This is a genomic window from Pseudogemmobacter sp. TB195 (assembly GCF_058313095.1).
This window is the reverse complement of sequence record NZ_JBZEGG010000001.1, coordinates 162,548-176,267: the sequence shown is the minus strand read 5'-3', so window position 1 is coordinate 176,267 and position 13,720 is coordinate 162,548. Positions and strand designations below refer to the sequence as shown.

The window sequence follows — 13,720 nt, the reverse complement described above, 5'->3', positions numbered from 1 at the left end:
CGTTACGCGCCCTGCACCAGGCTTTCGACCAGTGCGACCTGGGCTGGCAGGCAGACCCGCTTCAGATCATATTTCGCGACCACCTCGGCGCGGGCGCGGGCGCGGATCGCGTCAAACCGCCCGGGTTCGGCCAGGCATTCCACAAGCTGGCGGGCCCAGGCCTTCTGGTCGAAGAAATCCACCAGAAGCCCGGTCTCGCCATGGCGGATCATCTCTTCAACCGGCGCTGTACGTGATCCCACGACCAGAGCGCCCGCCGCCATTGCCTCGACCATCGACCAGGACAGAACGAAAGGATAGGTCAGATAGGCATGCGCCCGGCTGACCTGCATCAGCCGCAGATAATCGGCATAAGGCAGCTTGCCGGTGAAATGCACGCGGGACAGGTCAAGCCGGTCCTTCACTTCATCAAGGATGATATCCTTCCAGCCCTTCGCACCCTTCGGGGCGGCACCATAGCTCACCTCATCGCCGCCCACGATCACCACCTGGGCATTGGGGCGTTCGCGCATCAGGCGCGGCAGCATCCGCATGAAGATATGATAGCCGCGATAGGGTTCGAGATTGCGGTTCACGAAGGTCAGCACCTCGTCCCCGGCCCGCAGCACCTGGCCCGATGGCGTGATGAACTGCGCGCGCGGATCGGGGCGGACGATGTCGGTATCGACGCCGTCAAAGATCACATCTACCATCGGGCGCAGCGTGGCGGGCAGCGTCGAGGCCTGCCATTCGGTCGGCGCGAGCCCGCGATCGGCATGAACCAGCGCCTGACCGAGATGCGCGGCGCGGCCCTGGGCGATCATCACCTGGTCAAAGCCGCCGGGCGAAAATTCGGGGTCAAAGCCCACATCCTGACCGCCGCCGCGATAGTAGAATTCGGAATAGACCAGCAGTTTCGCCTTGGGCCAGACCTCTTTCAGAAAGAGCGTCTCGCCCCAGCCGGAATGGCCGATGATCAGATCGGGCGAGAACCCCTCGCGGTCGCGGATGGTCATGGCGGCGCGGGCCGCAACCACCCCCCGGTCGGAATTTGTGGTGTAATTGCGCCCCAGACGCGTGGCACGGGGATCGACCGGGTCGGGCGTGAACTTGTAGCGCCAGGTCTTAAGCGGCGAGGGCCGGTCATTCCCCTGATCGGTCAGGGCCCGGCAGTCATGTCCACGCCGCACCAGTTCCGGCGCCAGATGCGGGAACTGGCCGGGGAAATTCTGGTGGACAAAGAGGATCTTCACGCATCATCCCCGGGGGGGCCTGCTGCAGCGCCTTCGGGAACCTCTTCTGCGCTGACCGGGCGCAGATCGCCAAAGGCGGCTTCCATCAGCGCGCGGGTGTAATCGCTGGCAGGGCGGCGGAATACCTGTTCGGTCGTGCCGGATTCGACCACATCCCCCGCCCGCATCACCATGACCTTATGCGACATGGCGCGGATCACCCGCAGGTCATGGCTGATGAAGATATAGGCCAGCCCCCATTTCCGCTGCAGTCCGCGCAGGAGTTCGACGATCTGCACCTGCACCGTCATGTCCAGCGCCGAGGTCGGCTCGTCCAGCACCACAAGTTTCGGGCGCAGGATCATGGCGCGGGCAATGGCGATACGCTGCCGTTGCCCGCCGGAAAACTCATGCGGGTAGCGGGTCATCATCTCGGGGTCGAGCCCGACCTCACGCATGATGTCCGTCACCATATCGCGCGGGTCGCGGCCCGGTTCGACCCCATGCACGCCGAGGCCTTCGGCGATGATCTGTTCCGCCGTCATCCGGGGCGAGAGGCTGCCGAACGGGTCCTGGAACACGATCTGCATGTCGCGGCGCAGATCGCGCAGTGCCTGGCCGCGCAGCCGCGAGATATCCTTGCCCATGAAAAAAACCGGCCCCTCCGAGCCGATCAGCCGCATCAGGGCCAGCGCCAGCGTGGTTTTGCCAGAGCCGCTTTCGCCGACAATGCCCAGGGTTTCCCCGGCCCGGACCGCGACATTGGCATCGTTCACGGCTTTCACATGCCCGACGGTGCGCTGAAGGAAGCCCTTGGTGATCGGGAACCAGACTTTCAGATGTTCAGAGCGGACCACTTCCGGGGCGTCAGCTGCCACCGGCCCGGGGTGGCCTGCGGCCTCGGCAGCAAGCAGTTTCTGCGTATAGGGGTGCTGCGGGTTGCCGAATACCTCGGCGGCTGGCCCCTGTTCGACGATCACCCCGTTTTGCATCACGCAGACCCGGTCGGCGATGCGGCGCACGATGTTCAGATCATGGGTGATGAACAAAAGGCTGAGGCCTTCCGAGGCTTTCAGTTCCGCCAGCAATTCAAGGATCTGCTTCTGGATCGTCACATCCAGCGCGGTGGTCGGCTCATCCGCGACCAACAGCTCTGGCCCATTGGCCAGCGCCATGGCGATCATGACGCGCTGGCGCTGCCCGCCCGAAAGCTGATGCGGCCAGGCGTTCAGCCGGCTTTCGGGGTCGCGGATACCCACTTTGGTCAGCAGTTCAATCACCCGCGCCCGGGCTTTGGCGCCGCGCAGGCCCTGGTGCAGTTCGAGGCTTTCGGTGATCTGCCGCTCGATCGAATGCAGCGGGTTCAGGGACGTCATCGGCTCCTGGAAGATGAAGCTGATATCATCGCCCCGCATCTGGCGCAGCTCGGCCTCTGAGAGTTTCGCGATGTCGCGCCCCTGCCAGGAAATGGTGCCCGAAACCGTGGCGTTATCGGCCAGAAGCCGCACGGTCGACAGCGCGGTCACCGATTTCCCGGAACCGCTTTCGCCGACCAGGGCCACCGTCTCGCCCTTGCCCACAGAGAAAGACACGCCCTTCACCGCCTCGATCTGGCGACCGTCCTGGGAAAAGCTGACGCGTAGGTCTTTTACGTCAAGCAGGCTCATCGGAAGGTCTTTCTCGGGTCGAATGCGTCGCGGATGCCTTCAAAGATGAAGATCAGCAGCGTCAGCATGATGGCGAAGGTGAAGAAGGCGACAAAGGCCAGATGCGGCGATTGCAGATTGGCCTGGGCCTGGCGCGAGAGCTGGCCTAGGGATGGCGCCGACAAGGGCAGGCCAAAGCCCAGGTAGTCGAGCATCGCCAGCGTGCCGATGGTGCCGGTGACCATGAAAGGCAGCATGGTCAGCGTGGCGACCATCGCATTCGGCAGCATATGGCGGAACATGATCTGAAGATCGGGCACCCCAAGGGCGCGCGCCGCCCGCACATATTCGAAATTCCGCGCGCGCAGGAATTCAGCCCGCACCACACCGACCAGCCCCGTCCAGCCGAACAGCACCAGAAGGAACACCATCAGCCAGAAGCTTTTCGCCCAGATCGCGGTCAGGATGATGATGACATAGATCGAGGGGATCGAGCCCCAGAGCTCGATCACGCGCTGGAAAATGAGGTCAGTCTTGCCGCCGAAATATCCCTGGACCGCCCCCGCTGCGACACCGAAAAGCCCGTTCAGCACCGTGACGATCAGCGCGAAGGTGACGGAAAGGCGGAAGCCATAGATTACGCGGGCCAGCACGTCACGGCTGGCCTCATCGGTGCCCAGCCAGTTCTGCGCCGAGGGGCCGGCGGGCGCGCGACCGCCGGTATCGACGATGGTGCTGTATTGATAGGGGAGCGGTGCCCAGAGGATCCAGCCCTTCCGGACCGGCTCGCCCATGACGGTACCTTTCTCGTTCAGTTCGGCCATAACAGCGGCAGTGTCATTTTCGCATTCCGCGCTGCCGCCGGTCATGATCAGGCATTGTACTTCGGGCTGGCGATAAGTGGCCTCTGTGCGCAGGACACCGCCAAAGCGGGTCTCGGGGTAGAATTTGAGGAAGGGCGTGTGCCAGCTGCCCTGGTAGCGCACCAGCAGCGGCCGGTCATTGGCGATCAGCTCTGCCCCGAGCGTCAGGACATAAAGCACGCCGAAAATGATCAGAGACCAGAAGGCCCGCCGGTTGGCTTTGAAATTGCGCCAGCGGCGCTGGTTCAGCGGCGAAAGTGCCATCAGCCCGCCCTCTTCGAGAAATCAATACGGGGATCGACGAGCACATACATCAGATCCGAGATAATCCCCACGACCAGCCCGATCAGCCCAAAGGCAAACAGCGTGCCGAACATCACCGCAAAATCGCGTTCAATCGTGGCACGGTATAAAAGCAGCCCCAGACCGTCCAGCGTGAAGATCATCTCGATGATCAGTGACGAGCCGAAGAAAACCCCGAGGAACAGTGCCGGAAAACCCGCAATCACGATCAACATCGCATTGCGGAAGACATGGCCGTAAAGCACGCGGCGTTCTGACAGGCCCTTGGCGCGGGCGGTCATGACATATTGCTTGCGGATCTCGTCAAGGAAGCTGTTCTTGGTCAGAAGCGTCAGCGTCGCAAAGCTGGCGATCAGCTGCGCCGTCACCGGCAAAGTGATATGCCAGAGATAATCGCCGACCTTGCCGATCCAGGACAGGCTGTCCCAGTTGTCCGATGTCAGCCCCCGCAGCGGGAACCATTGCCAGTAGGTGCCTCCGGCAAACAGCACCATCAAGAGGATCGCAAACAGGAAGCCGGGGATCGCATAGGCGGCGATGATGATGCCCGAAGACCAGGTGTCGAACGAGGATCCGTCCTTCACCGCCTTGCGGATGCCCAGCGGGATCGAGATCAGATAAGCGATCAGCGTCGACCACAGGCCCAGCGTGATCGAGACCGGCATTTTCTCGATGATCAGATCGACGACCGAGATCTTGCGGAAAAAGCTCTCGCCAAAATCAAAGCGCGCATAGTTCCACATCATGATGCCAAAGCGTTCCCAGAATGGGATCATTTCTTTGTGGCAGGCCTCATTGCGGATGTCGCGTCTGCCGGTGAAGCCATCGTCACAGATGATGCGGGCAAAGCCGAACTGCTCCTCAAGCTGTGCCCGGTATTCCGGTGACAAGCCTTGCGCGCCGGTATAGCCCGACTGGCCCGCGTCGCCGGTTCCGGCATCGCCGCCCGCCCCGGCGATCCCCGCGATGGAATCGCCTGACCCCTGCAGCCGTGCCTCGATCTGATCCAGCGGGCCGCCCGGCACCACATTGGTGAGGGCGAAATTGATCAGCATGATGCCGAACAGGGTCGGGATCACCAGCAACAGCCGTCTGAGAATATAGGAGCCCAAGGTCGTCCCGCCTGTTCGTTCAAAATTCGGTCGTGAGAGGATCGGTCAGAAGAGAGATCACTGTCGCAGCGCGCCGCTGGCCTTCAGAGCAGCGGCTTTTTCCGCGTTGACCCACCACCAGCTCAGCTCGCCCGTGGCATAGGGTGGCAGCACGGCGGGGTGTTCATACATGTCGTAATAGGCGACCCAGACCTCGGGCTTGTGCCACATGGGCACGCGGAACCTGTCGGCGCGCAGCACCCGGTCAAGGGCATGAACCGCCGTGGTGACCTCGTCGCGCGACTGTGCCGCGACGATGACATTGATCAGCCGGTCCACCGCCGGATCTTTCAGCCCGGCAAGGTTTCTGACCGAGACATCCGCCTCGGCCGATCCGATCCATTGTCGCAGGCCGGAATCGGGGAAGTAGTCAAAGACAAAGAAGGTGCTGGTGAAGTCGAAATCATAATCCGGGTTGCGGGTCCGCACCTCATATTGCGCGGAATCGATCTGGTTCACACCGGCATCAATGCCGACCGCGCGCAGGTTTTCGACAAAGGGCGCCAGGATCTTTTCAAAGGTCGGGTTGTCGTCAAGGATCTCAAGCCGCAGCGCCACGCCTTTTGCATTTCTTCGGATGCCTTTGTCATCCACCTGCCATCCCGCCTCATCCAGCAGTTTCGACGCCTTGAGGAGGGACTTCCGGTCCAGCAGCTTTCCGGCATCCGAGACGGGCTGCGAATAGGGCGCGTCGGTCAGAATCCCGGGCGGCAGCAATCCTTCCCCGACCAGGGGTTCCAGCAGCGCGACCTCTTCCGGCGCGGGCGGGCCTTCTGCCTGCAACCAGGAATTTTCCCAGAAGGAATTGATCCGCTGGTATTTGCCGAAGAACAGCGTGTCGTTGCTCCATTCAAAGTTGAACAGGATCGCAACGGCCTCGCGCAGTCGTGGATCCTGCCAGATGCCGCGCCGCAGGTTGAAGACCCAGGACTGGCCGTTGGAAACTCCGTCACGGGGCAGTTCTTCCTTGCGGACGCTGCCATTCAGCACGGAGGGGAAATCGTAGTTCAGCGACCATTGCCGCGCGACGTTTTCCTGGCGGAAAGTATAGGCGCCGCCTTTGAACCCTTCGAAACCGGCATTGGCCTCGGCGAAATATTCATAGCGGATCACGTCGTAATTGTTCATGCCTATGCCGAAAGGCAGATCCTGCGCCCAGTAATCGGGATTGCGCCGATAGCTGATCGTGGTCGGGCTTTTCGCTGGCAGAACAGGCACATAGGCGCCGGTTCCAAGGAAGGGCTGCATCGAGCCCTGTTCGAGATCCATGTCCCGAGCTTCGTAATCGGCCTTTGAGAGGACCGGAAGTCCGCCGACCAGGGCCGGCAGGTGACGGCTGGGCACACCGGGCTGGAAGGTGAATTTCACCCGCAGCGGGTCAAGTGCCTCGACCGAGGCCACCTGGGCCTCAAGCTGCGGTCGAAACTCGGCAAGGCCCTTGGTCAGAAAGACGTTGTAGGAAAACACCACATCTTCGGCACTCAGCGGCGAGCCATCCGAGAACCGCACATCATCGCGCAGGTTGAAGATCACCCAGGATCGGTCTTCGGGGAATTCCATCGTGGTGCACATGAAGCAATAGGATGAGCCGATCTCGTCGGCGGTGCCGGTCAGGATCCCTTCCAGCATCATCGTGGCGCCCTGGGCCGCGCGGCCCTGGACCGAAAACGGGTTCATCGAATCATAGCCGTCCTGAATGGCCTGCATGCTGAACTCGCCGCCTTTTGGCGCGTCGGGGTTCACATAAGGCAGGTAAGGCATATCCGCCGGATGCAGCAGCGTGTCGGAATTGAAGGTGGCAATCCCATGCGAGATGATCACGCCGGTTTCGGCCTCAGCCACGAGTTCTTGTGCATCGGCGGGCGCGGCTGTCGGCGTGACTTCGGCCGGAGCGGCCTCCTGGGCGCGCAGGGCGCCGGCGGTTATCAGGGCCGCAGCCAGTGCGAGGGTTCCGGTCAGCAGGACGGCATGCATCCGGGACAGGGGGGCGGGATCCCGGGCCATGATCGCGGGTTTGCCCGCCATCATCCGGCCTTTGTCGCCCCTGCGATCCGCCCTTGCCGCCATTCCATCCCCCGGTTTCTGCCCGTTCCGGATTGTGATGCTAAAGCCATGCCGCGCGGGGGGAAAGGCGCGAATGCGTTACTCTGGTGATGCGCGACTGAAAATGGCCGCACCAGAAGGTGCGGCCATTGTTTTCAGCGGAATTTTTCCCCGGATGGCGGGGAAATCCGTTACTTTTGCTGTTCCAGGAAAGCGATCAGGTTGATGCGCTCATCCTGCTTCGGCAGGCCTGCGAAAGACATCTTGGTATTGGCGGCAAAGGATTTCGGCGCGCGCAGGAAATGGTCCAGCTCTTCCGCATCCCATTTCGTGCCATCGGTGCCGTGATCCGCCATCGAGGAGGAATAGGCAAAGCCCGCAGAGCTGGCGATCTGGCGGCCAACCACACCGTTCAGATGCGGGCCGGTGCCGTCGGTGCCATCAAGCTTGTGGCAGGCCTTACATTTGTTGAAGACCTTTTCGCCCTTGGCCGGATCTGCCGTCGCCATCAGCGCGGCAATATCAACCACCTCGGCCGGTTCGTCGCCGCCGGCAGCTGCGCCGGTGTCGATCGTATAGGCCTGGGCGACCTCTTCGCCATGACCGCCGCCATGCGGCGCGGTGCTGTAAAGTGCAGACGCAGCCCAGCCCCCCAGCAGCAGCACAAGAAGTGCGCCACAGACAGCTCCGGTCGCCTTGGTCATCGTCATTGTGTCGAACATGTCGAACGCATCCCTTGGTCGTCTTGCCCGGTATTAGCCGCTTCCCTGCATGGCTTGCAAGGTGTAGGAGCGCGACCAATCGCCTCTCATGTGCGAAACCCGCGATTTTTCAGGAGTTCATGCCATGTCCGCATCGGTCGCCGACACCAGATCCGGCCTGATTTCCTTTCAGGGCGAGCCTGGCGCCTATTCGCACCAGGCCTGCGCTCAGGCGCGGCCGGGGATGGAGGTGCTGCCCTGCGGCACTTTCGAGGAGGTGGTCGAATCTGTCCGCGACGGTCGGGCAGATCTGGGAATGCTTGCGGTCGAGAACTCGACCTATGGCCGGGTGGCGGATGTTCACAGCCTGTTGCCGAATTCGGGCCTGCATATCATCGACGAGACTTTCGTGCGGGTGCATGTGAACCTTCTGGGGGTAAAAGGCGCGCGCGTGGCGGATGTGCGTGAAGCGCATGGCCATGTGGTGATCCTGCCGCAATGCGCGGGTTTCCTGAGAGAGCACAATATCCGCGGCGTGATCAGTTCGGACAATGCCAAGGCCGCGCGTGAGGCGGCGGAGGCGAATGACCCGTCCCATGCGGCGCTCGCAAGCGAACTGGCGGCTGAGATATACGGGCTCGACGTGCTGGCCCGCCATATCGAGGATCACGCGAACAACACCACCCGCTTTCTGGTGATGAGCCGCGCGCCCGATCACCGGCGCCGGGCCGAGAAAATGGTCACGACCTTCACCTTCCAGGTCCGCAATATTCCGGCGGCGCTTTACAAGGCGCTTGGCGGTTTCGCGACCAATGGCGTCAACATGACCAAGCTGGAAAGCTATATGGTCGGCGGCCATTTCACCGCCACCGCCTTTTACGCCGATGTCGAGGGCCATCCCGAAGATCCGGCGCTGGCGCGGGCGCTGGAGGAGCTGAGCTATTTCACCACCGAGCTGAATATCCTCGGTGTCTATCCGGCCTCTGGCGAGCGGCGCTGAGCCGCCCGCCACGGTTCCGGGCGTTTAATGCGCCATGAAGACAGGAACTTCGGCGCTTTCCAGCATATTGCGAGTGGCTCCGCCCAGGATCGCCTCGCGGAACCGGGAATGGCCATAGGCCCCCATCACCAGCAGGTCGGCGCCGATATCCTGGCATTGTCGCGCCAGCACATCCGAGACGCGCGGCAGGGTGCGCGCCAGCACGGAAACCTCGGCCCTGACCCCGTGACGCACCAGCATCTGGCACAGATTGCCACCGGGGTCTGATCGTTCGGGCCCGTTCGCAGACGGGTCGACCACGGTGATCACCACCTCTTCCGCGCGCTTGAGCAAAGGCATCGCACGGCGCGCGGCGACCATTGCCTCGCGGCTTTGATTCCAGGCCAGAACGACCCGTTTCGGCAAAGCCGCAGGCAGACCGGAGGCGGGCAGCACGAGGACCGGCGCTGCGCCGTCGAACAGGGCGGCTTCAAGCACCGCTTCGCCTTCGGCGCCCTGGTCATCGCCATAGGGCTGCGGCAGCACCACCAGATCGCTGTAGCGCGCGCGGGCACCAACCAGCTCTCCGAGGGCGCCCAGCTGGCAGACCGCCGAATCAAGTGACCAGCGCAGGTCCTGGCCCTGGGCTTCAAGCGCCGCGCGCAGGCGTTTCTCGCGCAAGGCTGCCTCTTCGGCGGCTCGTTCCATCGCCACCTGCATGATCACAGCACCGGTGCCGATATAGGCATAACCCAGCTGCGAGCGGTCCACCCCGAGCGCGAGCGTTTCAAGATGCGCATCCATCGCGAGCGCGAGTTTCGTGCCCGCATCGACGGCGGTTCGCGTGCCGGTCTCTGAACTGGCGATGGTGAGAAGCGATTTATAGGCCATGACCCGTCTCCCGCAGGGTTATCGGAGGTTCATTCACAACCAGAACGCTAGAGGCCCGGGCCGGGTTCCGCTTTGATGGAGGTCAAATTCCCGTGCGTGTCCGATGCTGTGTTTCAGGCCGTGGCAAGATGCCACAGCGCCTGGACGTGTTGACGCAGATCAAGGCGCGCGCCCCCCGTCTATAGCACAAGGCAAACAGTCCGGAGGTCTGTCAGGGGGGATCCAACCCCCTCAGACGCCGTGGATATAAGACGAGGGAACGCCTTATGTGGGATTACGTCAAACTGATCGCGCTTGGCCTGATCGCGGTTCTCGCCGCGATCGCGGCCAATTTCGCGCGCGATCTGGCTTATCAGGTCAATGCGATCACGGTCATGCTGGCCGCCGCCATCACCTTTGTGGTGGTGCTGCGCGGCGTTGGCGAACCGAAGGTCATCAACAAAAACGAATATCTGGACGGTGTCGTCCGCGCCGGCGTGATCGCCACCGCCTTCTGGGGTGTTGTCGGCTTTCTGGTCGGCGTCGTCATCGCGAGCCAGCTGGCCTGGCCCTGGCTGAATTTCGAATTCCTGCAGGGGATCGGCAATTTCGGGCGTCTGCGCCCGCTCCATACCAGCGCCGTGATCTTTGCCTTTGGGGGCAATGCGCTGATCTGTACCGCGTTCTACGTGGTGCAACGCACCTGCGCCACGCGGCTCTGGGGCGGCAATCTGGCCTGGTTCGTGTTCTGGGGCTGGAACCTGATGATCATCCTGGCGGCGAGCTCCTATGTACTGGGCGGCAGCCAGGCCAAGGAATATGCCGAACCCGCCTGGCATATCGACATCTGGATCACCATCGTCTGGGTCGCCTTCCTCGCGGTCTATGCCGGCACGGTGATGAACCGCAAAGAGCCGCATATCTATGTGGCGAACTGGTTCTATCTCGGCTTCATCATCACCATCGCCATGCTGCATATCGTCAATAACATGGCGGTGCCGGTCTCGATCTTCGGCTCGACCTCGGTGCAGGTCACCGGCGGTGTGCAGGATGCGATGATCCAGTGGTGGTATGGCCATAACGCGGTGGGCTTCTTCCTGACCGCAGGCTTCCTTGGCATGATGTACTACTTTGTGCCGAAACAGGCCGAACGCCCGGTCTACAGCTATAAACTGTCGATCATCCACTTCTGGGCGCTGATCTTCCTCTATATCTGGGCCGGGCCGCACCACCTGCATTATTCCGCGCTGCCGGAATGGGCCTCGACCCTCGGCATGGTGTTCTCGATCATCCTCTGGATGCCGTCCTGGGGAGGCATGATCAACGGTCTGATGACGCTTTCGGGCGCCTGGGACAAGCTGCGCACCGACCCCGTTCTGCGGATGATGGTTGTGGCGCTTGGTTTCTACGGCATGGCCACATTCGAGGGCCCGATGATGTCGATCAAATCGGTGAACTCGCTGTCGCATTACACCGACTGGACCATTGGTCACGTTCATTCCGGCGCGCTTGGCTGGAACGGGCTGATCACCTTCGGCGCGCTTTACTATCTGACGCCGAGGCTCTGGAACCGCGAGCGGCTTTACAGCCTGAGCCTTGTATCCTGGCATTTCTGGCTGGCGACCATCGGGATTGTTCTCTACGCCTCGGCGCTTTGGGTGTCTGGCATCATGGAAGGCCTGATGTGGCGCGAAGTCGACGCCAATGGCTTCCTCGTCAACGCTTTTGCCGACACCGTGGGCGCCAAATATCCGATGAACGTGGTGCGCACATTGGGGGGGCTTCTTTACATGGGGGGCGCGCTCATCATGTGCTGGAACCTCTGGATGACCGTCCGTGGTCAGGAAGCGAAAGCACCAGTCAATGCCAACAACGCCATTCCGGCTGCGTGAGCGAGGGTTAAATGTCCATACTCGACAAACATAAAAAGATCGAAACCCACGCGACGCTGTTGATGGTGCTGGCCTTTATCGTCGTCGCGATCGGCGGTCTCGTGCAGATCGTGCCGCTTTTCTATCTCGAGAACACCATCGAGAAGGTGGAAGGGGTTCGCCCCTATACCCCGCTCGAACTCGCGGGCGCGCAGGTCTACAAGAATGAGGGCTGCTATAACTGCCACACCCAGATGATCCGCCCGATGCGGGACGAGGTGACGCGCTATGGCCATTACAGCCTTGCCGTCGAATCGATGTATGACAAGCCGCATCAATGGGGATCGAAACGCACCGGGCCGGATCTGGCCCGGGTGGGCGGGCGCTATTCGGATGAATGGCATGTCGATCACTTCACCAATGCCAAACAGGTGGTGCCGGAAAGCCTGATGCCGCCCTATGGCTTTCTGAAGAACAAGGTGATCGACGGCAGATATATCGCCGATACCCTGAAGGCGAGCCGCATCGTCGGCATCCCCTATACCAATGAGATGATCGAAAACGCACAGGCCGATTTCCTGGCCCAGGCCAATCCGGATGCCGACAGTTCCGGCCTTGAGGCACGTTACGGCGAAGCCGCTTTCGGCCGCGCGGTCAATGTCCGGAACTTTGACGGCTCGCCGAAGATCACCGAGATGGATGCGCTGATCGCCTATATGCAGGTCCTGGGGACGATGGTCGATTTCTCGACCTTCACCCCGGATCCGACACGCTGAGGAGGGTAAAGGATGGAACTCTATTCATTCCTGCGCGCCACCGCCGACAGCTGGGGCCTTCTGCTTATGTTCCTGATGTTTGTCGGCATCGCCTTCTGGGCCTTCCGCCCGGGCAGCCGGAAGACGCATGACGAGATTGCCAGCTCGATTTTCCGCAATGAGGACCGCCCCCGGATTGAAAATTCCGCGGCGGGCCCCGCGGAGCCCCGCAACAGCCAGCAGACGGAGGCGTGATTCATGTGCGCCAAAAAGATTACCAAAGTCGAACGTGACGTTCCGACCACCGGCCATGACTGGGATGGTATCCAGGAGCTGGACAACCCGATGCCGCGCTGGTGGGTCTGGGTGTTCTATGCCTGTATCGTCTGGGGCATCGGTTATACCATCGCCTATCCGGCCTGGCCTTTGCTGACCCGTGCGACGCAGGGTGTGATCGGCAATAATGAACGCGCCAATGTCGCGGCCGAGATCGCCGACTGGAATGCGAGGAATGCCGGCAACCGTGAAAAGCTGGTGGCGACCGATCTGAACGCGATCGGCGATGATCCTCAGCTTGCGGCTTTTGCCGAAAATGCAGGGGCTGCCGTGTTTCGCACCAACTGCGTTCAGTGTCATGGTGCAGGTGCGGCCGGGATTCAGAGCCTCGGCTATCCGAACCTTCTGGATGATGACTGGCTCTGGGGCGGCTCGATGGAGGCGATCCATCAGACCGTCAGCCACGGGATCCGCAATACCACCGATCCGGATGCGCGCTACAGCCAGATGCCCGCTTTCGGAAAGGATCAGCTGCTGGAGAAACCGCAGATCGCCGAAGTGGTGGAATATGTGCTGCAGCTTTCGGGCCAGGAACATGACGCCACACTGGCCTCTGCGGGGGCGACGGTCTTTGCCGATAACTGTTCCTCCTGCCATGCCGGGACCGGCAAGGGCGACCGCGAACAGGGCGCCCCCGATCTGACCGATGCGGTCTGGCTCTATGGCGGCTCGCGCGAGGCGATCACCTATAGCGTCAACAATGCGCGGTTCGGGGTGATGCCCGACTGGGCGGGGCGGCTGTCCGAGGCCGATATCCGCGCGGTCAGCTGGTATGTTCACAGTCTTGGCGGTGGCGAGTGATACATGAGACGGGCCCTTCGGGGCCCGTTTTCATATCCGGGGGGCGCAGAAGCCGCCAGGCCCGCTGGCTGCGAGGGCGGGGGGCGGTTTTTGATTCTCCGACAGCCGCGGGCGAGTGCGCGCGGCCCACGCAACCTGAGGGGGCGGGCTGGCAAATAGTGGCCGCACCATGGCAGTAGCGGCAGGATCG

Annotated in this window: 12 protein-coding genes; 5 read left to right on the top strand and 7 right to left on the bottom strand. The window is 62.0% G+C overall.

Annotated elements, in window-relative coordinates:
- Nucleotides 1–2: 2 nt before the first annotated feature.
- The 6 genes from AC4FS3_RS00875 to AC4FS3_RS00850 form a co-directional block, all read right to left on the bottom strand.
- Nucleotides 3–1,232 (bottom strand): glycosyltransferase, encoded by a 1,230-nt coding sequence (locus AC4FS3_RS00875; RefSeq protein WP_491018949.1) that lies wholly within the window; start codon nucleotides 1,230–1,232, stop codon nucleotides 3–5.
- Nucleotides 1,229–2,878 (bottom strand): ABC transporter ATP-binding protein, encoded by a 1,650-nt coding sequence (locus AC4FS3_RS00870; RefSeq protein ID WP_491018948.1) that lies wholly within the window; start codon nucleotides 2,876–2,878, stop codon nucleotides 1,229–1,231. Before AC4FS3_RS00870 ends, AC4FS3_RS00875 begins: the two co-directional genes overlap by 4 nt.
- Nucleotides 2,875–3,984, bottom strand: a complete 1,110-nt coding sequence (locus AC4FS3_RS00865; RefSeq protein WP_491018947.1) for an ABC transporter permease — start codon at nucleotides 3,982–3,984, stop codon at nucleotides 2,875–2,877. The genes AC4FS3_RS00870 and AC4FS3_RS00865 overlap by 4 nt, the downstream gene beginning before the upstream one ends.
- A complete protein-coding gene (locus AC4FS3_RS00860; RefSeq protein ID WP_198835733.1) occupies nucleotides 3,984–5,135 on the bottom strand; it encodes a microcin C ABC transporter permease YejB in 1,152 nt (383 codons plus the stop codon). Before AC4FS3_RS00860 ends, AC4FS3_RS00865 begins: the two co-directional genes overlap by 1 nt.
- A gap of 57 nt (nucleotides 5,136–5,192) precedes the next feature.
- Entirely contained in the window at nucleotides 5,193–7,241 is a 2,049-nt protein-coding gene (locus tag AC4FS3_RS00855) for an extracellular solute-binding protein (protein ID WP_491018946.1), read from the bottom strand.
- Nucleotides 7,242–7,408: 167 nt separating this feature from the next.
- The gene (locus tag AC4FS3_RS00850) at nucleotides 7,409–7,939 is read right to left on the bottom strand and encodes a c-type cytochrome (RefSeq protein ID WP_092900705.1); all 531 of its coding nucleotides are present in this window, start codon (nucleotides 7,937–7,939) and stop codon (nucleotides 7,409–7,411) included.
- Nucleotides 7,940–8,063: 124 nt separating this feature from the next.
- Here AC4FS3_RS00850 and AC4FS3_RS00845 point away from each other — a divergent pair, with 124 nt between their 5' ends.
- Nucleotides 8,064–8,918 (top strand): prephenate dehydratase, encoded by an 855-nt coding sequence (locus AC4FS3_RS00845; protein ID WP_283176731.1) that lies wholly within the window; start codon nucleotides 8,064–8,066, stop codon nucleotides 8,916–8,918.
- Between the two features lie 24 nt (nucleotides 8,919–8,942).
- On the opposite strand, the gene AC4FS3_RS00840 is transcribed toward AC4FS3_RS00845, so the two are convergent.
- The gene (locus AC4FS3_RS00840) at nucleotides 8,943–9,788 is read right to left on the bottom strand and encodes a universal stress protein (RefSeq protein WP_283176732.1); all 846 of its coding nucleotides are present in this window, start codon (nucleotides 9,786–9,788) and stop codon (nucleotides 8,943–8,945) included.
- 266 nt (nucleotides 9,789–10,054) lie between these two features.
- Between AC4FS3_RS00840 and ccoN the strand changes: the two genes are divergently transcribed.
- From ccoN to ccoP, 4 genes are read left to right on the top strand one after another with little or no spacing between them, the layout of a single operon-like run.
- On the top strand, nucleotides 10,055–11,659 hold the full coding sequence (gene ccoN / locus AC4FS3_RS00835; protein ID WP_491018945.1) for a cytochrome-c oxidase, cbb3-type subunit I: 1,605 nt from the start codon (nucleotides 10,055–10,057) through the stop codon (nucleotides 11,657–11,659).
- Between the two features lie 11 nt (nucleotides 11,660–11,670).
- The gene (gene ccoO / locus AC4FS3_RS00830) at nucleotides 11,671–12,414 is read left to right on the top strand and encodes a cytochrome-c oxidase, cbb3-type subunit II (protein WP_491018944.1); all 744 of its coding nucleotides are present in this window, start codon (nucleotides 11,671–11,673) and stop codon (nucleotides 12,412–12,414) included.
- A gap of 12 nt (nucleotides 12,415–12,426) precedes the next feature.
- Complete coding sequence (locus AC4FS3_RS00825; RefSeq protein ID WP_198835740.1) at nucleotides 12,427–12,648, top strand: cbb3-type cytochrome oxidase subunit 3; 222 nt, start codon at nucleotides 12,427–12,429, stop codon at nucleotides 12,646–12,648.
- Nucleotides 12,649–12,651: 3 nt separating this feature from the next.
- Nucleotides 12,652–13,530, top strand: coding sequence for a cytochrome-c oxidase, cbb3-type subunit III (ccoP, locus tag AC4FS3_RS00820; RefSeq protein WP_491018943.1), 879 nt, complete (start codon nucleotides 12,652–12,654; stop codon nucleotides 13,528–13,530).
- Nucleotides 13,531–13,720: the final 190 nt, after the last annotated feature.

Bases quoted from the DNA above. Each gene is read 5' to 3' on its own strand.
- AC4FS3_RS00870 (WP_491018948.1), bottom strand. From the start codon at position 2,878: ATGAGCCTGCTTGACGTAAAAGACCTACGCGTCAGCTTTTCCCAGGAC.
- AC4FS3_RS00865 (WP_491018947.1), bottom strand. From the start codon at position 3,984: ATGGCACTTTCGCCGCTGAACCAGCGCCGCTGGCGCAATTTCAAAGCC.
- AC4FS3_RS00855 (WP_491018946.1), bottom strand. From the start codon at position 7,241: ATGGCGGCAAGGGCGGATCGCAGGGGCGACAAAGGCCGGATGATGGCG.
- AC4FS3_RS00850 (WP_092900705.1), bottom strand. From the start codon at position 7,939: ATGTTCGACACAATGACGATGACCAAGGCGACCGGAGCTGTCTGTGGC.
- AC4FS3_RS00845 (WP_283176731.1), top strand. From the start codon at position 8,064: ATGTCCGCATCGGTCGCCGACACCAGATCCGGCCTGATTTCCTTTCAG.
- AC4FS3_RS00840 (WP_283176732.1), bottom strand. From the start codon at position 9,788: ATGGCCTATAAATCGCTTCTCACCATCGCCAGTTCAGAGACCGGCACG.
- ccoN (WP_491018945.1), top strand. From the start codon at position 10,055: ATGTGGGATTACGTCAAACTGATCGCGCTTGGCCTGATCGCGGTTCTC.
- ccoO (WP_491018944.1), top strand. From the start codon at position 11,671: ATGTCCATACTCGACAAACATAAAAAGATCGAAACCCACGCGACGCTG.
- AC4FS3_RS00825 (WP_198835740.1), top strand. From the start codon at position 12,427: ATGGAACTCTATTCATTCCTGCGCGCCACCGCCGACAGCTGGGGCCTT.
- ccoP (WP_491018943.1), top strand. From the start codon at position 12,652: ATGTGCGCCAAAAAGATTACCAAAGTCGAACGTGACGTTCCGACCACC.